Source organism: Nocardia africana NBRC 100379 (assembly GCF_001612635.1).
Classification (GTDB): domain Bacteria; phylum Actinomycetota; class Actinomycetes; order Mycobacteriales; family Mycobacteriaceae; genus Nocardia; species Nocardia africana.
Window position 1 is genome coordinate 1 of sequence record NZ_BDAV01000010.1, and the last position, 21,655, is coordinate 21,655.

The 21,655-nt window shown below is 68.0% G+C and carries 17 protein-coding genes; 11 read left to right on the top strand and 6 right to left on the bottom strand.

The window, feature by feature from the left end:
- Positions 1-565: 565 nt before the first annotated feature.
- The gene (locus NA3_RS36055) at positions 566-1,414 is read left to right on the top strand and encodes an immunity 49 family protein (protein WP_227995622.1); all 849 of its coding nucleotides are present in this window, start codon (positions 566-568) and stop codon (positions 1,412-1,414) included.
- 410 nt (positions 1,415-1,824) lie between these two features.
- Here the strand turns inward: NA3_RS36055 and ychF are convergent, their stop codons facing one another.
- Positions 1,825-2,904, bottom strand: a complete 1,080-nt coding sequence (ychF, locus tag NA3_RS17140) for a redox-regulated ATPase YchF (protein WP_062964662.1) — start codon at positions 2,902-2,904, stop codon at positions 1,825-1,827.
- Between the two features lie 185 nt (positions 2,905-3,089).
- Positions 3,090-3,947 carry a hypothetical protein gene (locus NA3_RS17145; protein WP_062964663.1) on the bottom strand — a complete coding sequence of 286 codons (858 nt, stop codon included), beginning with the start codon at positions 3,945-3,947 and terminating at the stop codon, positions 3,090-3,092.
- Between the two features lie 171 nt (positions 3,948-4,118).
- Between NA3_RS17145 and NA3_RS17150 the strand changes: the two genes are divergently transcribed.
- The gene (locus NA3_RS17150; RefSeq protein ID WP_174561088.1) at positions 4,119-4,556 is read left to right on the top strand and encodes a GlcG/HbpS family heme-binding protein; all 438 of its coding nucleotides are present in this window, start codon (positions 4,119-4,121) and stop codon (positions 4,554-4,556) included.
- Positions 4,557-4,597: 41 nt separating this feature from the next.
- On the opposite strand, the gene NA3_RS17155 is transcribed toward NA3_RS17150, so the two are convergent.
- Positions 4,598-5,020, bottom strand: coding sequence for a GlcG/HbpS family heme-binding protein (locus tag NA3_RS17155; protein ID WP_128145565.1), 423 nt, complete (start codon positions 5,018-5,020; stop codon positions 4,598-4,600).
- Between the two features lie 100 nt (positions 5,021-5,120).
- On the opposite strand from NA3_RS17155, the gene NA3_RS17160 reads away from it, so the two are divergent.
- Positions 5,121-5,561, top strand: a complete 441-nt coding sequence (locus NA3_RS17160) for a MarR family winged helix-turn-helix transcriptional regulator (protein ID WP_062964666.1) — start codon at positions 5,121-5,123, stop codon at positions 5,559-5,561.
- Positions 5,562-5,658: 97 nt separating this feature from the next.
- Here the strand turns inward: NA3_RS17160 and NA3_RS17165 are convergent, their stop codons facing one another.
- Positions 5,659-6,273: a TIGR03086 family metal-binding protein gene (locus NA3_RS17165; RefSeq protein ID WP_062964667.1), complete on the bottom strand. Its 615-nt coding sequence runs from the start codon at positions 6,271-6,273 to the stop codon at positions 5,659-5,661.
- A gap of 100 nt (positions 6,274-6,373) precedes the next feature.
- Here NA3_RS17165 and NA3_RS17170 point away from each other — a divergent pair, with 100 nt between their 5' ends.
- From NA3_RS17170 to NA3_RS17200, 6 genes are all read left to right on the top strand, one after another.
- Positions 6,374-7,327: a helix-turn-helix transcriptional regulator gene (locus NA3_RS17170; RefSeq protein WP_062964668.1), complete on the top strand. Its 954-nt coding sequence runs from the start codon at positions 6,374-6,376 to the stop codon at positions 7,325-7,327.
- A gap of 481 nt (positions 7,328-7,808) precedes the next feature.
- The gene (locus NA3_RS17180; protein ID WP_062964670.1) at positions 7,809-10,103 is read left to right on the top strand and encodes a carbon starvation CstA family protein; all 2,295 of its coding nucleotides are present in this window, start codon (positions 7,809-7,811) and stop codon (positions 10,101-10,103) included.
- A gap of 23 nt (positions 10,104-10,126) precedes the next feature.
- On the top strand, positions 10,127-10,387 hold the full coding sequence (locus tag NA3_RS38650) for a YbdD/YjiX family protein (RefSeq protein ID WP_308189588.1): 261 nt from the start codon (positions 10,127-10,129) through the stop codon (positions 10,385-10,387).
- A gap of 205 nt (positions 10,388-10,592) precedes the next feature.
- Positions 10,593-12,230 carry an AlkA N-terminal domain-containing protein gene (locus NA3_RS17190; RefSeq protein ID WP_084491635.1) on the top strand — a complete coding sequence of 546 codons (1,638 nt, stop codon included), beginning with the start codon at positions 10,593-10,595 and terminating at the stop codon, positions 12,228-12,230.
- Positions 12,227-12,754, top strand: coding sequence for a methylated-DNA--[protein]-cysteine S-methyltransferase (locus NA3_RS17195; protein WP_062964671.1), 528 nt, complete (start codon positions 12,227-12,229; stop codon positions 12,752-12,754). The genes NA3_RS17190 and NA3_RS17195 overlap by 4 nt, the downstream gene beginning before the upstream one ends.
- Positions 12,755-12,840: 86 nt before the next feature.
- Positions 12,841-14,343: a carboxylesterase/lipase family protein gene (locus NA3_RS17200; RefSeq protein WP_062964672.1), complete on the top strand. Its 1,503-nt coding sequence runs from the start codon at positions 12,841-12,843 to the stop codon at positions 14,341-14,343.
- Here NA3_RS17200 and NA3_RS17205 read toward each other — a convergent pair whose 3' ends face one another.
- Both NA3_RS17205 and NA3_RS17210 read right to left on the bottom strand, forming a co-directional pair.
- Complete coding sequence (locus NA3_RS17205; RefSeq protein ID WP_062964673.1) at positions 14,344-18,213, bottom strand: AAA family ATPase; 3,870 nt, start codon at positions 18,211-18,213, stop codon at positions 14,344-14,346.
- A 22-nt stretch (positions 18,214-18,235) separates the two neighbouring features.
- Positions 18,236-19,408, bottom strand: a complete 1,173-nt coding sequence (locus NA3_RS17210) for an exonuclease SbcCD subunit D (RefSeq protein ID WP_062964674.1) — start codon at positions 19,406-19,408, stop codon at positions 18,236-18,238.
- 121 nt (positions 19,409-19,529) lie between these two features.
- Here NA3_RS17210 and NA3_RS17215 point away from each other — a divergent pair, with 121 nt between their 5' ends.
- Both NA3_RS17215 and NA3_RS17220 read left to right on the top strand, forming a co-directional pair.
- Positions 19,530-20,666, top strand: a complete 1,137-nt coding sequence (locus tag NA3_RS17215) for a DNA recombination protein RmuC (RefSeq protein ID WP_062964675.1) — start codon at positions 19,530-19,532, stop codon at positions 20,664-20,666.
- 58 nt (positions 20,667-20,724) lie between these two features.
- Positions 20,725-21,609 carry a DUF6542 domain-containing protein gene (locus NA3_RS17220; protein ID WP_062964676.1) on the top strand — a complete coding sequence of 295 codons (885 nt, stop codon included), beginning with the start codon at positions 20,725-20,727 and terminating at the stop codon, positions 21,607-21,609.
- The last annotated feature ends 46 nt before the right edge of the window (positions 21,610-21,655 follow it).

Below are 21,655 nucleotides of genomic sequence, written 5' to 3' on the forward strand. Positions count from 1 at the left end.
AGTAAACACGGCGGGCCTCCACCACCGTATTCGTTCCACGTCAGTGTCCGTGCTGATGCACTACGGCGAGTAGGTCTACATCCACACCAGCGCAACGGATTTGCCATCGCCGAGCTCCACGGTAGTCGGCCATGGCATTGCGGCCACCGGGAATGGGACCGAATCGAGATGAGTACGGCCAGGTGGCTGTGGCGGGGTATCGAGCAGATGTCTTGGGGGATCGCTACCGATGGGAGATCGCCGACCCGCCCCGATCGGGTTGGTGCCCAACAGTTCTTGATGGCGAATCGATGAAATGGGCCATCGACGCCACTGTCCTGTAATGCCGCGAGTCGCGCTGACCGAACCGGCCAGCGCGGCGCAGCGGAAGATCAACGGGCAGGGGTCATCTGAGCCCGCCGGCCGAACGTCGCCAGTGCACAGTAGCCGAACGAAGATGAGGGGGCGGGCCGACTGCTACCGAAGCCGAAGGGGCACACTGACCCCGACATAGTTGCCATTTTCCTCGTACTCGGGCTGATGTACGGGAATACGATCGTAGCAAAGGTGGTACGCCGTGACCGTCATGGTCGCTCATCATGGGCATCCAGGAAATACGGATGAAGTGCGAGCTCAGGAAGCCCGGTCCGACCTTGCCATGCGCGTAAGTTCCCTCGAAGATATGCCGGATTCTATCGGCCTGACGTTCGAGGCAGCCCTCCGGGCGATGTATTTGAGCTTCTGGACGGATCGGGATGCCGAATATTTTGCGACGTGCGCGTCGGCTGCAATAGCTTTGCAGGTGGGCTCGGCGATTTTTGAAGTAACCGGCGATAATGGCGATGCGATTGAGTTATTCATTCTGGATCAGACTAGAACGCTGCCAATGATCAGCGCACGGACATTCGCTGGTGCTTCGAATTGGCTAAGCGCTTTCTATCTCGCTGTTATCTGCAGAGATCAAGCTAGAATGACCATGCTATGCAAAATCCCGGTCGACAGGCTTCGAGCGGCTAGTCGGGAAGATGAGTTCGTCTATCTTTGGGTAGATGTTCTGCAAACGTTTTGGCTTCGAGGTGACGGCTTGGCGTCTCGTCTCCAGAGAGCAATGGAGGCGTCATATCCTGAGGCAGTTCGTTTCGTTTCGGAAGGTTACCTTCAAACGATTCTTTATCCGCCTGTGCATCTCTTCTATTCTTTGATCTTCAAAGGCGAAAGTCCCTTCAATGAAGCACTGAAAGATGCATTAGAATTTCACAATGTCTACTGGACATCGGATATTGAGCGCTTTGACGACGCCACGGGAGCAATTGCCCTGGCCCCACTTGCTATAGCCTGCATTGGATACGACATGGAAGTTGCAATCGAGGTCGAATCAGACTACATCCCCAGGCATATGCTAAAAGGCGACTGGCTCGAAGGATTTCGATACTAGTCTCTTGAAGTGTAGATGTTCGACTATTCTATGAGCTTCTGATGCACGCAAGAAGATCTCGATAAAGTATCCAGGAAAGAATATCGAAGCCATCTCAATGCAGCTGCGCGATGGAGCATTCGACACCCGACCTAACCTGCAGATCAACCGCGGCGGAGGAATGTATAGACTTTCCTTTTATGGTGACATAAAGGCCGATAGCAGCAATCTCGTCCTTACCACTGTCAAGGAATGGTTCATGCAGGCGCGATAGATGCAAGGGATCGAATGTTCGGGTTTGAATTGACTTACCATGACGATATCACCGATATCTACTGTCACGCCGGGTGGCCCGAGTCCCGCTGTGGGGCTCGGCCGAGCCCCCTCTACCAGTAGCTATACACGCGCTGCCCCACTTCTTCCCAGGCGCCCTACACGTTGAAGCGGAACTCGACTACATCCCCGTCGTGCATGACGTAGTCCTTACCTTCCATCCGCACCTTGCCGGCGGCCTTGGCGGCGGCCATGGAGCCGGCTTCGACCAGGTCGTCGTAGGCGACGATTTCGGCCTTGATGAAGCCGCGTTCGAAGTCGGTGTGGATGACGCCGGCTGCCTTGGGGGCGGTGTCGCCCTGATGGATCGTCCAGGCGCGGGCTTCTTTCGGGCCGGCGGTGAGGTAGGTCTGGAGACCGAGGGTGTGGAAGCCGGCCCGGGCCAGGGCGTGGAGGCCGGGTTCGGTTTGGCCGATGGATTCCAGCAGCTCGAGGGCGGACTCCGCGTCCAGCTCCAGGAGTTCGGCTTCCACCTTGGCGTCGAGGAAGACCGAATCCGCCGGGGCGACTGCGGCTTTCAGCTCGGCGACGCGCGCTTCGTCGGTCAGGACCGACTCGTCGGCGTTGAAGACGTAGAGGAACGGCTTGGTGGTCAGCAGCGAGAGTTCGCGCAGGAGGTCGGCGTCGAGCTTGTCGCGGACCGCGTACAGGGTCTTGCCCTCGTTGAGGAATTCCTGCGCCTGCTTGGCGGCGTCGGCGACCGGCTTGCGGTCCTTCTTGACCTTGGCTTCCTTGTCGAGGCGGACGACCGCCTTCTCCAGGGTCTGCAGGTCGGCGAGGATGAGCTCGGTCTCGATGACCTCGATATCGCTGAGCGGGTCGACCTTGCCGTCAACGTGGACCACATCGTCGTCGGCGAAGACGCGCACGACCTGGCAGATGGCGTCGGCTTCGCGGATGTTGGCGAGGAACTTGTTGCCCAGGCCCGCGCCCTCGGAGGCGCCCTTGACGATGCCGGCGATGTCGACGAACGACACCGTCGCTGGGACGATGCGCTCGGAGCCGAAGATCTCTGCGAGCTTGTCCAGCCTCGGGTCGGGCAGCGGCACCACGCCGACGTTCGGCTCGATGGTGGCGAAGGGGTAGTTCGCCGCGAGCACGTCGTTGCGGGTCAGCGCGTTGAACAGCGTCGACTTTCCGACGTTGGGCAGGCCGACGATACCGAGGGTGAGACTCACGAGTGCAAGAGTCTACGCGGCGCACGTTCGGCGACCGAATCTGCCCAGGTCGCGACCACTGGACGGAGTACCGCGGCCCGCCCGCCCGAGCGAATGCCTCGCGGGACGGCGAAGCCGCGGCCACCACGCCCGCGCGCGCCTCGTGGTCCGCCCCGGACGATCTGCCACCTGTGCGCGACCACCGCTCACAGAATGGCGGGCAGCGCGAGCGCACTGTCTATCGCCGCATCCAGAAACGCGAGAGTGTCACGGCGGCGTGCGAGCGGATTGCGGTAGGAGCGGCACCCCTCGGCACCGTCGGTGCGGAGGTGGAGGCTCTCGGCGATGATCGGCTGCCAATGCGGGTCGAACGTCTGCAGCGCGTGACGCCCGGCACCGCACTTGGAGGCCATCGTTCCGGTTGCGAGCACATGGTGAAGGCGGCTCACCCCGAGCACTGCCCATACCGGGAACCACGGGGTCAGCCCCACGGCGAGCGAGCGCGGATGCGCTCTCCGCGAGCGTTCCCACCACGACCGCCAGTAGCTGTGCAGATTGTCCACGGTGAAGTCACGCAAAGCCGTTCGGTCGGCCCACACCTCGGTATCGCCCGGTTGCGGGCCGCGAACCGTGATCCCATGCCAGGCCAGCTCGCAGAACGTCACCGGGTTGATGCCTGAGCGACCGCAGGCGGTGAACCGGCTTTCCTGGGCGCAGGGAACATCGGGGCACTCGAGCGGCCCTGCTGCGAGATCCATCCAGTTCAGAACGGCGCCATCGAAATTCGGCCGCGGTGCGGCGCGAACCGTGCGGCCGTGAGCCTCGGCCAAGGCTGCCATCTCCGGTGAGTCCGGCTCGACGCGCTGATCGGTCACCGCGACGAAGTCGATATCGCTCGCTGTGGTGAGCCGCCCTCGCCCGGCACCGCGGGCATGGAAATCGTCCAACGCGACGGAACCGACCAGATAGAAGCCGGTGATCAAACCCGGCGACAATTCGTCGACGGCCGTGAGGAACAGCCCCACACTGCGCGCGACCTCGGCCGGAAGATCGTCGATGGGCATGCCGTCAACCTACCTGTCGACAGCCATCGACCGCAGGAACCGAGCCGGCCTACTCACAGTGCCCGATGAATTGCCCCCTACAAGCCTCGCACAGATATGCTCTGCCGCAAGCGATTCGACGATCCACACCGTAGTGCGCACGCGGTGGCGGCACCCGGCTAAGGTCGTCCCATGGCGCAGATCCCTCGACTTCCCGGATTGGGCTTGGCGGATGCCGATTGGCTGGTGACCGCCGCGCTGGCGGTGGCCTCCGAACGTCGATTTCCGCCGCTGGCGGTGGCGGTTACCGATGTGAGCGGTGAGGCCATCGCGCTGCGCCGGGCGGACGGGGGGATGCCGATGACCAGTCGCCTCGCGGTGGCCAAGGCGCGCACCGCACTGTCGACACTGCATCCGTCGGGACAGCTGCCCTTGCCGGGTGAGATCGTCGACAGCATTCAGCATCTCTACGACGGTGATTACATTCCGTTCGCAGGAGGCGTGCTCGTCACCGAGAACGGTGTGATTCTCGGAGCGGCCGGCGCTTCGGGCGCTCATGCGACACAGGACGAAGAGGCCGTGCAGGTCGCCGTGCAGCGTTGGCACGAATTCCGTTCGCACACAGCCTGATCGAGACACCTGCACATGTTCTGGTAGTCGTCGGCGTTCCGCTACACCGCGTCCGGGGTCGGCCGGGCAAGAGCCAGCCCGAACTCGGCGCATTCGTCGTCCTGCTCGGGCCGACCGCCACTCACCGCGACCGCACCCACCACGACACCGTCGCGACGGATCAGCCGAGAGCCCGCGCCCACCACGATCGGCGTCGGCGACAGCTGATCGACTCGGTCGAACAGTGCGGGCCACGCCGCCTGGAGTCGCTGCAGTTCAGCGCCGTCGCGATGGAACAGGGCGACCCCGGCCGCCTTCGCGGGAGCGATCCGGGCCGACAGCGGTGGCGCACCGTCCATCCGGTCCAGCACTCGCACGTGTCCACCCTCGTCCACGACGGCCACCGTCACCCGCGCACCCAATTCCCCAGCGCGAGAGCGTATCCGAGTGCTGAGGGCGTGCGCTTCATCCAGCGTGAGCAACATCTTCTCCACCTTCGATAATCGTTGGACCTACCAACGGTTTACCCAGACGACGCTACCCCACATTCGTTGGCTCGTCCAACGAATCCGCTAGACTTCACGCATGGACGACACGCCCGCACGCCTGCGCGGCAAACCGAGCTGGCTGGTCAGCAAGACCGCCGCACTCGCCCAGCGGCATATCGGAGAAGCCATGTCGGCGGTCGGCGCCCGCGGCTACCATTTCGCGATTCTGGCCGCACTCGACGAGTTCGGGCCCGCCAGCCAAGTGGCGATCGGCCGGCGGTGCCGGATCGACCGCAGCGATACGCACGCCATGCTGACCGAGCTGGAGGCGCGGAAATACGTTGCGCGGGAGCCGGATCCGGACGACCGCCGGCGCAATCTCATCACCCTCACCGCGGCAGGCGAGCGACGACTACACGAACTGGACGCCATGTTGACCACCGCCCAGGACGAGATATTCGGCGAGCTGACGACGCCGGAGCGCGAACGCCTGGTCAAGCTGCTGACCCGCGTGCTGGACCAGCAGGGGAACGAATAGCAGCCTTCCGCAACCCTTCCGGCGACTATGAACGGGTTTCGCGCCGACCAGCATGCGGCGGCACGAAACCCGTTCTCACGCAGAACAACCGGCAGAATCAGGCGCGCGGGTCGCGGCCGAGGTAGCGCAGCAGGGTGTCGACGGCGGTGTCGCCGGGCTCGGCATCGAGCACGGCAGCGTAGGCGCCCCACTGGCGCAGCGGTTCGATCAGATCGGTTGCGGCAGTGAGGAGATGGGTGGCCAGAGTGTCGGTCAGCGGGGACGGCCGGCCGGTGGCGATCGCGATGTCCCAGGCGTGGACGGCGGCATCCAGCGCGGCCATGACGGCGGCGACGGGGGTCGGGAGGGCGCCGTGCGGGAGCGGGGTGGGAACGGTTTCGGTGTCGTCGCTGACGGTGGCCCAAGCGGTGGCGGTCTGGTCGAGGGCGGCGGAGATCAGCTCCGCGCCGCTGCCGTCGAGCGAGCCGGAGGGGGCGAAGGGGTCGTAGCCGGGACCGGCGCCCACCCCGAGAGCGGCGGCGAAGGCGAGCTGATCACCGGCGGCGTGCTGGACCACCTGGGTGACGGTCCACTGCGAGCACGGGGTGGGCAGGTCCCACTGGGCGGCGCCGATTCCGGCGACCGCGTCGGCGAGAGCACTGTAGGAGTCGGCGACGACGTCCCGCCAGACCGGGGCGAGAGCGGCGGCGGGAGCAACGGAGGTGGCGTTCATCGGGGAGCCTTTCGTTCTTGGTTTTCGGCGTTGACCTCAGACTATGCGGCTATTAGGCTCGTTTTCTTCCTAATAATTCGCCGCCCGAAAAGGCTTCGATGTGACCTCCACCACAACCCGGGTGCTGCGCCTGCTGTCGCTGTTGCAGGACCGCACCTATACCGGTCGAGAGCTGGCGCAACGGCTCGGTGTGAGCGATCGGACCCTGCGGCAGGACATCGCACGGCTGCGGGAACTGGGCTATCCGGTCCATGCCGAACGCGGCGCGGTCGGCGGCTATCGGATCGGTCAGGGCAAGACGATGCCGCCGCTGCTGCTCGACGACGACGAGGCGGTCGCGGTGGCGGTGGCGATCGGCCTCGCGGAGGACGGGTCCACCGGGATCGCGGATATCGACGAGAACGTGGCGCGGGCGCTGGCCAAGTTGGAGCGGATCCTGCCGGTTCGGTTGCAGCGCAAGGTGACAGCGCTGCGTACGGCCACCGAGATCGGACCCGCGACGACCGGCTCGCGCGAACCCGATGCGCCCGTGCCGGCGCAGACTCTCGCCACTATCGCGTCGGCGATTCGCGGTACCCGAGTCCTGGACACCGACGGCGGGCGCCTGGAGCCGTATCGGCTGATCAATTGGCAACGCCGGTGGTATCTCGTCGCATACGATCTCGAAACCCATTGCTGGCGAGCGCTTCCCGTAGCGGCCGTCCGCAACGTCGCGACCGGATCCCACCACTTCGCGGCCCGCGCGCTGCCCGATGACGATCTGGTGGCCTTCGTCATGCGGGAAATCGCCACGGCCGGTTGGCGAGTCCACGCCCGGGTCACGGTCCTGGCTCCGGCCGATACCGTGATCGCGCGCATCAATCCGGCCGTCGGTGTGGTGGAACCCGTCGACGCGCGATCGTGTGTGTTGTACACCGGCGCGGACACTTTGGAGACGATCGCGATCTACCTGAGCATGCTCATGATGGACTTCCGCGTCGACGAACCGCCGGAACTCGTGGACCACATCCGAACCCTGGGCCGTCGTTATTCATCGGCCGTCCCGCCCGACTAGCACTGTCGGTGCCCCCGAGGAAGGCCCGAGGGCAGCCATGTGAGGTGCCGATGCGGCGCTGACAGCGTTCGAACAGACGAACGAAGGCGCCCTCCTCGGCCGAAACTTCTCGGCCGCGATCCAGGCAACCGCCTACCAGCACCTCGAAGCCGAAGCCTTGGTGCCCGCGGAGGGTGTACTCGACCACGGCACCGGATCGAGCGAGGCGGGGAAGGTGCTGACCGGCCAACTGTGCAGCCTGCTCCGCACTGAACACCTCGCCTGCCGGCGGAAGAATCGCGACACCCAGAGTGCGGCCACCTGCGGTTCAGTCCCGGACGCCGGGGATCCGGTCCGGTGAACAGTTCCTGAACGGGGTGCGGATACCAGGGAGGGCTCGCCCGATTCGGCGGGATTCCGCTACCTTGAGTCAGTTCCACCTGATGTCCGGCCGGGAGTTCGTTGCCGATCGGACCTAGACCAGCACGGGAGAGTAGCTCGCATGGCGACCATCGAATACCTCCGAACCGAGCCGGAGCTGCCTCCCGTAGGGATCATCGACCGCCGGCCGATCACGCCCGCCAAGAAGGCGATCTTCGCGGCCGTCGCCGTCTTCGGTGCGGTCGCCTGGGCGATTCTCGCCGTCGCCCGCGGCGAGAACGTCAACGCGGTATGGATCGTCGTCGCGGCGGTATGCACCTACATCATCGCCTACCAGTTCTACGCCCGGCTGATCGAATGGAAGATCACCAAGCCGCGCGACGACACCGCCACTCCGGCAGAGGAACTGGAGAACGGCACCGACTACCTGCCGATGGACCGGCGGGTCCTGTTCGGCCACCACTTCGCCGCCATCGCCGGCGCCGGGCCGCTGGTCGGGCCGGTTCTCGCGGCGCAGATGGGGTATCTGCCGGGCACGCTGTGGATCGTGATCGGCGTCGTGCTCGCCGGGGCCGTCCAGGACTATCTGGTGCTGTGGGCGTCGGTGAAGCGCCGCGGCCGCAGTCTCGGGCAGATGGCCCGCGACGAACTCGGCGTGGTGGGCGGTGTCGCGGCGCTGATCGCGGTGCTGGTGATCATGGTGATTCTGCTGGCCGTCCTGGGCATCGTGGTGGTCAACGCGCTCGCGGCGACGAAGGGGGCCGACGGGCAGCTGCACGGCGGCAGCCCGTGGGGTGTGTTCTCGATTTCGATGACGATTCCGATCGCGCTGCTGATGGGCCTGTACCTGCGCTATGTGCGGCCGGGCAAGGTCGGTGAGATCTCGATCGTCGGCTTCGTGCTGTTGCTGCTGGCCATCGTCTCCGGGCGCTGGGTGTCGGAATCCGGTTGGGGCCGTGACCTGTTCACCCTTTCGGGCACCACCATCGCGTGGATGCTGATCATCTACGGCTTCATCGCGTCGGTGTTGCCGGTGTGGCTGCTGCTGGCGCCGCGCGACTATCTGTCGACGTTCATGAAGGTCGGCACCATCGTGCTGCTGGCGCTGGGCGTGGTGATCACCATGCCGGTGCTGCACGCGCCCGCGGTCTCCCAGTTCGCCGGGAACTCCAAGGGTCCCGCGTTCGCCGGCAGCCTGTTCCCCTTCCTGTTCATCACCATCGCCTGCGGTGCGCTCTCCGGATTCCACGCGCTGGTCTCCTCGGGCACCACGCCGAAACTGCTCGAAAAGCAGTCGCAGGCACGGATGATCGGCTACGGCGGCATGCTGATGGAGTCGTTCGTCGCGGTGATGGCGATCATCGCCGCCAGCATCCTCGACCAGCATCTGTACTTCGCCATGAACACCGGCGGCCTCACCAGCGCACAGGCCGCCGCCGACAAGGTGAACGCCCTCGGGCTCGGCGGGACACCGATCACACCGAACGAGCTGAACCAGGCCGCTCACGACGTGGGCGAACAGGCGATCTACTCCCGCACCGGCGGCGCGCCCACCCTGGCCGTCGGGATGGCCGAGGTGATGCACAACTTCATCGGCGGCGCCGCGATGAAGTCGTTCTGGTACCACTTCGCGATCATGTTCGAGGCGCTGTTCATCCTGACCACCATCGATGCCGGCACCCGCGTCGCGCGCTTCATGCTGTCGGACACACTCGGCAACCTCGGCGGTCCGGCGCGCAAATTCAAGGATCCCTCCTGGCGCCCCGGGGCCTGGCTGTGCACGTTCGTCGTGGTCGCGGCCTGGGGTTCGGTGCTGCTGATGGGCGTGACCGATCCGCTCGGCGGTATCTACACGTTGTATCCGCTGTTCGGTATCGCCAATCAGCTGCTGGCCGCGGTCGCGCTGACGGTGGTTCTGGTGATCGTGATGAAGAAGAGGCTGTGGAAGTGGGCCTGGATTCCGGCGCTGCCGCTGATCTGGGATCTCATCGTCACCATGACGGCCTCGTGGCAGAAGATCTTCTCCGGCGACAAGAACATCGGCTACTGGACCCAGCACCGCATCTACAGCGACGCTCGTGACGCCGGGAAGGTGCTCGCGCCGGCCAAGAGCATGGCCGATATGGACAAGGTCGTGCGGAACACGTTCATCCAGGGCTCACTGTCGATCATTTTCGCGGTGCTGGTGTTGATCGTGGCGGCGGTCGGAGTGATCGTGTGCCTTCGAGCGGTGCGCCGCGGTGGTGGAGCCACCACCGAGACTCCGGAGGTGCCGTCGAAGATCTTCGGGCCGTCGGGTTTCCTGACGACGAAGGCCGAGAAGGAGGTGCAGCGCGAATGGGCGGAACACGAGCGCGCGGGCGCGGCGAAGGTCCCCGGCACGACGACCGCATCGACGCCGGAACCGGCTTCTTAGCAAGCGAATTCGAGGATTTCGGCGTGGCAGCGGCGGCCGCGCCGAGTCCGTCCGCCGCCACGGCGAAGACGCACCGCCGGACCGGCGCTGTACTGCGGGCGCCGCTGCGTGCGGTCCGGGCGGGAGCCCGCTATATGAACGCGGTGCTCGGCGGGCAGGACTACCCGCGATATGTGGAACATCTGCGGCGCCGGCATCCCGATCGGCCGATTCCGACCGAGAGTGAATACTGGCGCGAGCGGCACGCGGCGGCCGATCGCAACCCCGGAACCCGGTGCTGCTGAGCTCGCCCAGCAGTCCACCCCTCACCTCCCCGCTCCAGCCGGCCCGAATTCCTTGCGACGCTGCGGAATAGGCCGTTTGCGGCGGTTATATCCGGTTGCTCTCACCGAGCGGATAACCGATAGCAGATAGCTATGTCGCTGAAACGTTGGCTATCCGGGGTAGTTGTCTGATTCCCGCTAGCGCGGGCGGCCTCGGGCTGACAAGGTGGACTGCGTGAGTGTGAACGGTCTGGACTTCGAGCGCTGTTATCGACCGGTGGCCACCCGCGATGCCCGTTTCGACGGGCAATTCGTCACGGCGGTGCGCACCACCGGAATCTACTGTCGGCCATCGTGTCCTGCTATCACTCCGAAGCGTACGAATGTCACGTTCCTCCCCACCGCGGCCGCCGCGCAGCAGAACGGCTTTCGCGCCTGCCGCCGGTGCCTGCCCGATGCCGCGCCCGGCTCACCACTGTGGAACACCCGCGCCGATCTGGCCGCGCGGGCGATGCGACTGATCGCCGACGGAGTGATCGAACGCAGCGGCGTCCCCGGCCTGGCCGACAAGCTCGGCTATTCGCAGCGGCAGCTGACCCGGGTACTCACCGCCGAACTCGGCGCCGGTCCGCTCGCCCTGGCTCGCGCCCATCGCGCTCACACCGCCCGGCTGCTCATTCAGACCACGCGAATGCCCATGTCCGACATCGCCTTCGCGGCCGGCTTCGCCAGCATCCGGCAGTTCAACGACACCGTGCGCGAGGTGTTCGTGGTGAGTCCGACCGTGTTGCGCGAGGAGGCGCGGCGGTTGCGCGGCGACACCCTGCCCGCCACCAACGGCGCCCTCACCCTGCGCCTGCCCTATCGCGAACCGCTCGATGCGAGCTGGCTCGAATGGTTCCTCTCCGCGCATGCGGTCCCCGGGCTGGAGAGCTGGGAGGACGGCGTGTACACGCGCAGCCTGCGTACCCCGCACGGACATGCCACGGTGCGCGCGAGTATTCACCCCGGCCATGTGCGGGCGAGCCTGGCGCTGCACGATATGCGCGATCTGGCGCCGACCGTCGCGCGGATCCGGCACCTGCTCGACCTGGACGCCGATCCGGTCGGGATCGATGCCGCACTCACCGAGGGCTTCGGGCCCGGTGCGCCGGCGATCGGCGCGGGCATCCGGGTACCGGGCTGCCTGGACGGCTCGGAGTTGTTGCTGCGCACCATGATCGGACAGCAGATCTCGGTGTCGGCGGCGACCACGCACACCGCCCGCCTGGTCGACGCGCTGGGCGAGAACGTCAACGGCCCGATGCCGCGACTCTTCCCCACCGCCGAAGCCATCGCCGAACGGGGCGCCGACGTCCTGACCGGACCGGCCCGGCGGACCGCCTCGATCGTGGGCGCCGCCCGTGCCCTCGCCTCCGGTGACCTGCGACTGCACGCAGGGCGGACCGCCGCCGACGTACGCCGTGATCTGCTCGCCCTCGACGGGGTCGGCCCGTGGACGGCCGACTACGTGACGATGCGGCTGCTCGCCGACCCGGACATCCTGCTGCATACCGATCTCGTGGTCCGGCAGGGCGCGGCCCAGTACGGCATCGATCTCACCGACACGTCGCGATGGGCGCCGTGGCGGTCGTATCTGTCGATGCATCTGTGGAAGCGCGCGCTCTCCGAACGCACCGCGGTGGCCGGCGCCGCGACCACGCGGGCGGCATTGGGACGCACCGGCGGATACCCCGCCGGCCGCGACGACACCACCCGGCCCGCCCCCGCACGGGCCACGCTCGACCGCCGTGGCGACGCCGCGCGCACCGGGCTCGCCGCCGAGGCCGGCCGGCGCACCGCGTATCTGGGCGCGCGGCGATGAGCACCGCCGACTACGCGACCGTCCCCACCCCGATCGGACCGTTCACGGTCATCTCCGATCCGGACGGCGCGGTGCTGGCCTCCGGCTGGACCGCCGACGCGGAGGGGCTGCGCGGTCTCATCCATCCGCGGTTGCGGCCGGACGCGCTGCGCCGCTACGACGCCCTCGACGAGCTCACCGACACCGTCGAGCGGTATCACCAGGGCGAGCTGGATGCCATCGACGGGGTGGTGGTCCGGCAGGTGTCCGGGCCGTTCCTCGAACACGCCTGGTCGGTCCTGCGAGCGGTACCGGCCGGCGCGCCGATCACCTATACCGCCTTCGCTCTTCGGTCCGGCCGCCCGGAGGCCATTCGCGCCGCCGCCAACGCCTGCGCGCGCAATGCCGCCGCCCTCTTCGTGCCGTGCCATCGGATTCTGCGGACGGACGGCTCGCTCGGCGGCTTCCGCTGGGGGCTGGGCTGTAAACGCTGGCTGCTCGCCCACGAGCGGGCGGCGGAGGACAGCGCCCGTCTCGCCCGCTGAGCGCCCACCTCTCCGGATCCGGCGCCCGAACTGGTGTCGAACCACCGGTTCGACGGGCAGAATGCGGAACGACGAAGGAGTTCTGCATGGATACGATCGTGTCGGTCACCGGTGGCAAGGTCCGGGGCACCACCGAGAACGCGGTGAGCACATTCCTCGGCATTCCCTACGCGGCGGCGCCCGTCGGCCCGGCCCGGTTCGACCTGCCCCGGCCGGTTCCCGAATGGGACGGCGTGCGCGATGCGCTGACCTACGGGGCGACCTGTGCGCAGTCGCAGTATCCCGCGCCGATCCACGCCCTGATCGGCAGCGACGGATTGCCCGGGGACGAGTATCTGAACCTCAACGTGTGGACGCCCGAGGTCGGCGGCTCCGGTCTGCCGGTGATGGTCTGGATTCACGGCGGGGCCTTCACCCGCGGCTCGAACGCCCGGACCATGTACGACGGAAGTACCTTCGCCCGCGACGGGGTCGTGGTGGTGTCGATCAACTATCGGCTCGGGATCTCCGGCTTCGCCGCCGTGCCCGGCGCCCCGCTCAACCGCGGGCTGCACGACCAGATCTTCGCGTTGCGCTGGGTGCGAGACAATATCGCGGCGTTCGGCGGTGACCCCGACAATGTGACCGTCTTCGGCGAATCGGCGGGCGGAATGAGTGTGGTCGATCTGCTGACCACCGCGCCGGCGCGCGGCCTGTTCCGCCGCGCGATCGTGCAGAGCGGCAACGGATCCGCCGTCGCCGCGGCCGACGACGCGGTCAAGGTCGCCGAAAACCTCGCTCGCACACTGGGAATCGAGCCGACTGCGGCGGCCTTCGGCGAGCTCGGACCGGACCGGCTGCGGACCGCGCAGGACGCGGTGGCGCTGGAGTTGATCACGAATCCCGATCCGAATCGGTGGGGCCGCACGATCATCGACAACGGTCTCGGGCTTCTGAGCTTCTTCCCGGTGATCGACGGTGACCTCATCGAGGACCGGCCGATCGATGTGCTGGACGGCTCCACCGCCCATGCGATGCCGTTGCTCATCGGCTGGACGGCCGAGGAATTCCGGTTCTTCACCTTTCCGACCGGCATCGCGGCCACGCTCACCGATCAGACGCTGGGTCCGGTGCTGTCCCGCTACGGTGTCGATCCCGCCGTGGTGCAGGTGTACGCCGAGCATCGACCGCAGGCCACACCCGCCGACCTGTTCGCGGCGGTGATCACCGACGTGGTCTTCCGCGACGATTCGATGCGCATCGCGGCGGCCAACGCCGCCGCCGGCGCGCCGACGTATGTGTACGAATTCGGCTGGCGCAGTGGGGTTCCCGATCTCGGCGCCTGTCACGTGCTGGAGATCCCGTTCGTCTTCGACAAACTCTCCGAGGCGCATCCGCTGACCGGGCCGAATCCGCCGCAACCACTGGCCGACGAAATCCACCGGGCCTGGGTCGGTTTCGCGACCGACGGCGATCCGGGGTGGGCGCCCTTCGGAACGAACCGGCAGGTGCGGATGTTCGACTTCCCGAGCTCGGCCACCGTGCCCGACCCGCACGCCGCGGAACTACTGGCGCTGCGCGAATCGGGGAGCCGCTTGCGCCGCGGGTGATCAGGCGACGATCGTCCGCAGCCGGGAGCCGGTCGGTTCCCGGATCACATGGAGCCGGCTGGGGATGCGCTGTCGCATCTCGTCGACGTGGCTGACCACGCCGACAACCCGTCCACCCGAACGCAATTCGTCCAGCACACCCATCACGGCGTCGAGGGTGTCGGCGTCGAGGCTGCCGAACCCCTCGTCGATGAACAGGGTGTCCAGGACCAGGCCGCCGGATTCCGCCGCGACCACATCGGCGAGGCCGAGCGCCAGAGACAGCGAGGCCATGAAGGTTTCCCCACCGGACAGGGTTTTCGCCGGACGGACCGCGCCGGTGTAGTCGTCGCGGATATCCAGGCCCAGACCGCCGCGGCGGCCGCGCGGACCGGCCGCGTCGGAATGGACGAATTCGTACCGGCCACCGGACATCCGCCGCAGTCGTGCCGAGCCGGCGATCGCGACTTCCTCCAGCCGCGCGGCGAGCACATAGGAACGCAGCGACATGCGGCGGTTGTTGGCGCCGCGGCCCGCCACCACGTCGGCGAGACCCTCGAGTTCGGTGTGCGCCTCCTGCAGGGGGGCGATGCGGTCGGCCGCGGCCCACAGCTGGCTGCCGAGTTCCTCGAGTTGGGCGACGCGGCGGGTGCTTTCGGCGTGCGCGGCGACCGCGGCGTCCAGTGCGCGGCGGGCCTCGGCCACGGCCGCCTCGACCTCGGTGAGGTCCACCGCCTCGGCGTCGGCCGCGGCCCGAACCTCTGGTTCGGCCAGAACCGCTTCGGCGTGGGCGCGACAGCGGTCGGCGGCGACGAGCTCGGCCTCCATCTCGGCCTGCTGCTGCGGTGTCCGGGTCGCGTCCGCGACGACTTTCGCGTAGGCCGCGAGCACGGCGTGGTCGGGCGCGTCGGACGCGGCGCGGGCAGGGTACAGCTCGGCGGAGACCTGCAGGTCGGCGGTGCGGGCGGTCTGTTCGACGCGGCGGGCGAGGTCGGCGAACTGATCACCGGCGACGGAGGCGTCGGTGCGGGCGGTCAGCAGATCCGTCGCGTCGGCGATGAGCGCTTCCAGGCGGGCGCGGCGGCGCTCCACCGTGCCGTCGGCCCCGGCGGCGACCCGGACTCGCTCGGCGAGTTCGGCCAGCCGTCGATCGGCGGCCAGGATGCGTTCCTGTACGGCGCTGCCCCGGCTTTCGAGTTCCCGCAGGCGCGTGTGCAGGTCGGTTTCGGCGGTGCGCAGCCGCTCCACCTCGGCGGTGTGATCGGCGGCGGCGCTCGCCTTCTGCTGAGCCGACCGGAACCGCTCGGTCGCCGCGTTCACGGCGGCGGCCAATTCCGCGTGGTCGCCGTCGCCGCCGCGTTCGGCGAGCAGTTCGATCCGGCGTTCCAGTTCCGTGCGGCGGGTGAGTGCGCGGTCGCGCCGCTGTTCGGCGTCACGTTCGGCCTGCACCGCCGCGTCCTCGTCGGACTTCGCGACGGTGACGGCGGTGGGGCGGGCGGGGGCGGGATGCTCGCCGGAACCGCATACGCTGCACGGTTGCCCCGGGACGAGTGCGCCCGCCAGCTCGGCCGCCATCCCGGCGAGACGACGTTCGCGAATATCGAGCGTGCGCTCACGCGCATCCGCATGAGCGGCGCGGGCACGCTCGAATTCCTCGGTGGCCGTGGACAATTCCTTCCGCGCACTCATCAGTTCGACCGCCGCCTCCGCCGCGGCGCGCGTGCGCTCACAGTCGCGTTCCAGGCCCGGCAGCGCGGCCCGTGCCTCCGCCGCCTCCCGCAACGCCACCTCGGCCGAGCGAATGGCCTGCGGCAACTGCTCCCTGCGCTGCGCCAGCTGTTCCAGCTCGCGCGCGGCGGCGGCGTATTCCGTTCGTAGCCCGGCCAATTCGGTGGTCAGGCGCACGGCGTTCTCCGCGTCGGCGCGGACCTCTTCCAGAGAGCCGATATGTGCCGACCACCGTTGTACGGCGGCGTCGAGACCGCGCGGAGTTGTGGTGTGCACAGTGTCATCCGCTGGACGCGGGTTGTCGCCCGCCGAGCGCGGACCGTCGTCGGCCGAGCTCAGGCCGTCGCCCGCCGAGCTCAGACCGACGCCCGCCGAGCTCGGGTTGTTGTTTACCGAGCTCGGGTTCGAGCGGGCGGCCGTCGCACCGGTCGAAGCATCAGGCGTCCCGGCCTCGGCTGCGACAGCAGGTCCGGCCGGCGCGGTGTGCGAGTCGTCGGCCGGGGCATCATCGACCGCCTCGGGAATCTTCTGCTCGCCCGACGGGCCGGGCTCGGTCTGCGGGCGGGCGCCGGAGCGAGTCCTGGTACCGCGCGACGCCGCCGTTGCGGGCCGGACGAGGTCGATGGAGAACAACTCCAATTCGACCGGCTCGTCCACCGCATCGTGCTGCTCCGGTGGAGGTACAGAGAGTGCGAACAGCGTTGCGTCGTGGGTTGTTTCGGGTGCTTCGGCGTCGCCGTGGTCGGTCGCCACCGTGCCCGGCGGTACCCGAAGCCTGTCTTCTGCCCCCTCGGGCTCGCAGGCACGCGCTCCACCGGAGCAGCTCGGTTCGACACCCTGTGCGTCATCGGCCGACGCCGCGGCGCCGTCTCCCGCGACGTGTCCGTGGTCGGCGGCCGTGCCGGTCGGAACCGATTCCGCAGCGGATTTGTTGCCCTCGCTCGAATCCACCGAGTCCAGACCGTGGCGGCCCTCGCCTGCGGCACCCTCTTCGTCGGCGTCGGCGCGGACGATCTCCGGAATGGCCGACAGTTCCTCGGCCAACTCGCTGTCCGTCAATTCGGCTGCCGCGAGATCGCTTGCGGCCCAGACTGTTCCGGGAAGCTCAGCGGATTCGGGTTCGAGCAGGCGGACGGCGAGGCGTTCGGCCAGGTCGCGAGCGTCGTCGGTGCGGCGGCGCAGGGTTACCGCGGCGGTGCGGGCGTCGGCGAGTGCGGCTGCCACCGGTTCGACGCGGCGGGCGCGCTCCAGATCGGCCTGGACGCGATCGCGGTGAGGCGCGCCGACAGTGTACTCGTCGAGTTGGCGGCGGGCGATGGCGGCGCGTTCGCGACGCTCCTGGACCCGGCGGTGTTCCTCGGCAGCGGCGTGCCTTTGCGTCGAATCCTCCTGGCGGCGAGCCAATTCCGTGGCGGAACGCTCGGCCTCGGTGCGAGCCTGCGCGAGGAGCTGCTGTGACCATTCCACGGCCTCGAGCGGCCCGACGGCTTCGGTGGCACCCAGGCCGGCGGTGATCGCGACCTGGGCGATCAGGCGATCGACACTCTGACGGTGATTGTCCAGTTGCGCGGCGCTTTCGCGCCGCCGCTGGGCCAGCCACTGTTCGGCCGTGCCGAAGCGTTCGGTGTCGAACAGCCGCTCGAGCAGTTTCTCGCGATCTTCGTTGTCCGAGCGCAGGAACCGCGCGAAATCGCCCTGCGGAAGCAGCACCACCTGGAAGAACTGATCGGCACTCATCCCCAGCAGCCGGCTCACCTCGTCGCCGATATCGGGGATGCGGGACAGATGCTGTCCGCGCCCGTCGAGCCACTCCAATGTCGCCGCGGCCTGTTCGGTCCGCATACCGGTGCCGCGCTTCTTCGGCCGCTCGAACTCCGGCGACCTGGTCAGGCGCAATCGGCGGCCGCCGAGCGTCGCCTCCAGCACCACCCGCGGCGCGGTCTGCGGATCGGCGTGGTCGGAATGCAGGCGTTTGCTCTCGCCGCGGGCCCCCGGCACTCGGCCGTACAGCGCGAAGGCGATCGCGTCGAGCACCGTCGTCTTCCCGGCGCCGGTATGACCGTGCAGCAGGAACAGCCCGTCGGCGCCCAGCTCGTCGAAGTCGACCCGCGCCGTCTCGGCGAACGGCCCGAAGGCCGTGAGCTCCAGCCGATGCAGTCTCATGCGCCACCCGCCCGGGCGCCGGTCATGCCGACAACTCCGCCGAGGCCGCCGCCACTTCGGCGACGGGTTCGCGCCGAGCCGCGGACAGTGCCTGCTCGATCAGTGCCATCTCCCCCGCCGTCGGTTCACCGCGCACATCGCTGAGGAAGCTGTGCGCGATCTCGCTGTCGCGGCGGCCGTGCACCCGCTCGCGATACCGCAACTGCGAATTGGCCTCCGGGCGGGTCCATTCCACATGCACCGCGTGCGGGAACCGCTCGCGTAGCCGGCGCAGCGCATCGACCGGGCGCGCGTGATCGGTGAGCACCGCCGAGACGTAATCGCCCTCGGCATCGGCATATTCGGCGGCGGACAGCAGCTCGTCCAGCACGCCGGTCAGCTGACGCAGCCCCCGCACCACCGGAAGATCGTGCCGCTGCACCGATACCAGCCCGGCAGCGTCGAGGTCGACGATCCATACCGCCTTGCGATGCGAACGCTCCGCGAACGAATAGGGCAGCGGCGAGCCGGAATAGCGCACCGACTCCGACAACGTCTGCGGCGAATGCAGATGACCCAGCGCCACGTAGTCGATGCCCTCGAACGCGCTCAGTGGCACGGTCTCCACCCCGCCCACCGCGATCGAACGTTCCGAACCGGTCGCCTCGGCACCGACCACGAAAGCGTGTGCCAGCACCACGGTTCGCGGATCACCGCGGCGTTGCCGGTCCGCGCGGATACGGGCCAGCGCGGCGTCCAGGATCTCGGCGTGCGAACGCGCCTGTGGCACATCCAGTTCCGTGCGGGTGATTTCGGGTTCCAGATATGGAATGCCGTAGCAGGCGATCGGTCCGTGCTCGTCGGCGAGCATCACCGGCCGGTCCACGTCCGCCACCGACGTCCGCAGATGCAGTCCGCCGGCCGCGGCGAAGCTGCCCAGGGCGCCCAGCCGCGTCGGCGAATCGTGATTACCCGAGGTCGCGACGATCGTCGCCCCCGCGGCGCGGATGGCCTCGAAGCCTTTGTTGCACACCGCGATCGCGTCCGCGCTCGGAATCGACCGGTCGTAGACGTCCCCCGGCACCACGACCACGTCGACCTGCTGCGCGGCCACCAGCTCCGCCACCGCCTCCAGCGCACGCGCCTGATCGGCCAGCAGGTCGACACCGTGAAAGGTGCGCCCGATGTGCCAGTCCGAGGTATGCAGCATCCGCATGTGGCAAGAGGCTAAGCCATCGCACCGACAAGGTTGAATCGCTTCCGCGTGTCGAGGAGGTGATGCTGGAGAATTGCCGGGATTCGCGAACTTGTCGGTGGGATAGGGCACTATCGGGCTCATGACCGCATCGATGCTGTTCGCGTTGTTGTTGGTGTTCTGTGCGGGGGCCGGCCTCGGGTGGCTCGGGCATGCCGCCCGGTCGGGGCAGCGGGCTGCCGCGGCCGAAGCTCAGCTCGCGGCGCTGCGGGAGAACGAACAGCTGCTGCGGCACTCGCTCGGCGCCGCGAGTGCCGATGCGGCACGGCACAATTCGCAGGCGATCGGCACCCTGGTCGAACCACTGCGCGAGGCGCTGGGCAATCTGAACCAGCACATCCAGCAGGTCGAGCACAATCGCATCAACGCCTACTCCGGGCTGCGCGAACAGGTCGCGGGGATGCAGCGGATCTCGCAGCAGCTGTCCACGCAGACCGGTGAGCTGGTGTCGGCACTGCGGGCGCCGCAGGTGCGCGGGCGCTGGGGTGAGATCCAGCTCGAGCGGGTCGTGGAACTGGCGGGGATGGCCAAACACTGCGACTTCGACACGCAGGTCACCGCGAGCGGCCGCGACGGCCTGATCCGTCCCGATCTGGTGGTGCGGCTGGCCGGTGACCGCCAACTGGTGGTCGACGCCAAGGTGCCGCTGACGGCCTATCTGGACGCCACCGGGGAGACCGATCCGCGCCGGCGCGCCGACCATCTGGCCCGGCACGCCAAACACCTGCGCGCACATGTCGACCAGCTGGCCGGCAAGGCGTATTGGGAGGCCTTCGACCCCAGCCCGGAATTCGTGGTCCTGTTCATCCCCGGCGACCCGTTCCTCGACGCCGCGCTGACCGCCGATTCCGGCCTTCTCGAATACGCCTTCGGCCGCAACGTGATTCTTGCTACACCGACGACCTTGATCGCATTACTGCGCACGGTCGCGTTCGGCTGGCGGCAGGAAGCACTGTCCCGAGACATGGCAACCGTTCAGCAACTGGGCCGGGAGCTGTATACCCGGCTGGCCACCACGGGCACCCATCTCGACAAGCTGGGCAGCCAACTCGGTAAGGCCGTAGACGCTTTCAACCACACAGTGGCCTCGATCGAGTCCCGCGTGATGGTCACCGCGCGCCGGCTGCACGAACTCGATATCGGCGATCGCGCCGTACCGGCAATTGCTCCCGTCCAGTCGTGGCCGCGCGCGGTAGGCTTCTCGGACACCAACGAGTAACTCCGGCAGCAGCCCGGCCTCGACACACGTTCCGGCCGCGGCAGATAGTGTGCTTTACGTGGCAGCTACCCAACGCGAGCGATCCGATGTACCCGCCTCGCACCTCTCGATCGTCCCGTCGGTGCCCGGCATCCCCGCCGGCGCCGCGGTGTTGATCGCGGTGGCGTGCACTTTCATCGGATTCTTCATCGACTCCGGAAACAGCGGCAAGGAGCTGACCCATGTGTTCGCCGCGTTCTACATCATCGGATGTGTGATCGCGGCATGCGTGGTGCGCTATCGCGGTCTGTTCACCACCATGGTGACGCCGCCGCTACTGCTGTTCATCGCCGTCCCCCTGGCCTATCAGCAGCTGACCGGGCACAGCTCGACCTCGGTGAAGGACATTCTGCTGAATCTGGCTATTCCGTTGGTGAACAGATTCCCGACCATGGCACTGGCGACGGTCCTGGTGCTGGGCGTGGGCGCCCTGCGGGTATGGCTGTACCGCAATGCCGACACCACCGCGCGGCCCGGCCGGGAACGCGTGCGCGGCAGCGACAGCTGGAATCCGCGCTCGGCCGCCGGACGTGCGCGTCGCACGCGGAGCGAAGCCGGCGCCGGGGACAGCCTGCGGCGTAGCTCGCGCGGCCAGAAACGTGGTGCGGAGGCCACCAAGGCCGCCAAGACTTCCAAACGTGGCGATTCGGCCGCTCGCGGGTCCGGGACGGCCAAGCGGTCCGCGGAGCCGGAACCTGCCCGCGCGGCACGCCGCACGGGCGGCAAGGTGGCCGAACGCCCGCCTCGCGTGTCCGCCGCCGCGGCCTACCCCCGCACGGGTGAGCGCACTCGGACCGCGGAACGCACGCGCGTCGCCGAGCCGCCGCCCCGCCGCGGCCGGCCGCAGCCGACGAGTGATGTGCCCCCGCATCCGCGGCCGAACGTGCGCTACCGCGACCGCTGAGCCGAACGTCGCGGGCGCCGAACCGTTAGGGCCGCGCCCGCGAAGG

What these genes read in the sequence shown, in the direction of transcription:
- NA3_RS17165 (WP_062964667.1), bottom strand. Translation starts at nt 6,273, where the DNA reads ATGAACGCCACCTCCGTTGCTCCCGCCGCCGCTCTCGCCCCGGTCTGG.
- NA3_RS17215 (WP_062964675.1), top strand. Translation starts at nt 19,530, where the DNA reads ATGACCGCATCGATGCTGTTCGCGTTGTTGTTGGTGTTCTGTGCGGGG.
- NA3_RS17210 (WP_062964674.1), bottom strand. Translation starts at nt 19,408, where the DNA reads ATGCGGATGCTGCATACCTCGGACTGGCACATCGGGCGCACCTTTCAC.
- NA3_RS17200 (WP_062964672.1), top strand. Translation starts at nt 12,841, where the DNA reads ATGGATACGATCGTGTCGGTCACCGGTGGCAAGGTCCGGGGCACCACC.
- NA3_RS17155 (WP_128145565.1), bottom strand. Translation starts at nt 5,020, where the DNA reads ATGTTGCTCACGCTGGATGAAGCGCACGCCCTCAGCACTCGGATACGC.
- NA3_RS17150 (WP_174561088.1), top strand. Translation starts at nt 4,119, where the DNA reads ATGGCGCAGATCCCTCGACTTCCCGGATTGGGCTTGGCGGATGCCGAT.
- NA3_RS17180 (WP_062964670.1), top strand. Translation starts at nt 7,809, where the DNA reads ATGGCGACCATCGAATACCTCCGAACCGAGCCGGAGCTGCCTCCCGTA.
- NA3_RS17160 (WP_062964666.1), top strand. Translation starts at nt 5,121, where the DNA reads ATGGACGACACGCCCGCACGCCTGCGCGGCAAACCGAGCTGGCTGGTC.
- NA3_RS17205 (WP_062964673.1), bottom strand. Translation starts at nt 18,213, where the DNA reads ATGAGACTGCATCGGCTGGAGCTCACGGCCTTCGGGCCGTTCGCCGAG.
- NA3_RS17195 (WP_062964671.1), top strand. Translation starts at nt 12,227, where the DNA reads ATGAGCACCGCCGACTACGCGACCGTCCCCACCCCGATCGGACCGTTC.
- NA3_RS17145 (WP_062964663.1), bottom strand. Translation starts at nt 3,947, where the DNA reads ATGCCCATCGACGATCTTCCGGCCGAGGTCGCGCGCAGTGTGGGGCTG.
- NA3_RS36055 (WP_227995622.1), top strand. Translation starts at nt 566, where the DNA reads ATGGTCGCTCATCATGGGCATCCAGGAAATACGGATGAAGTGCGAGCT.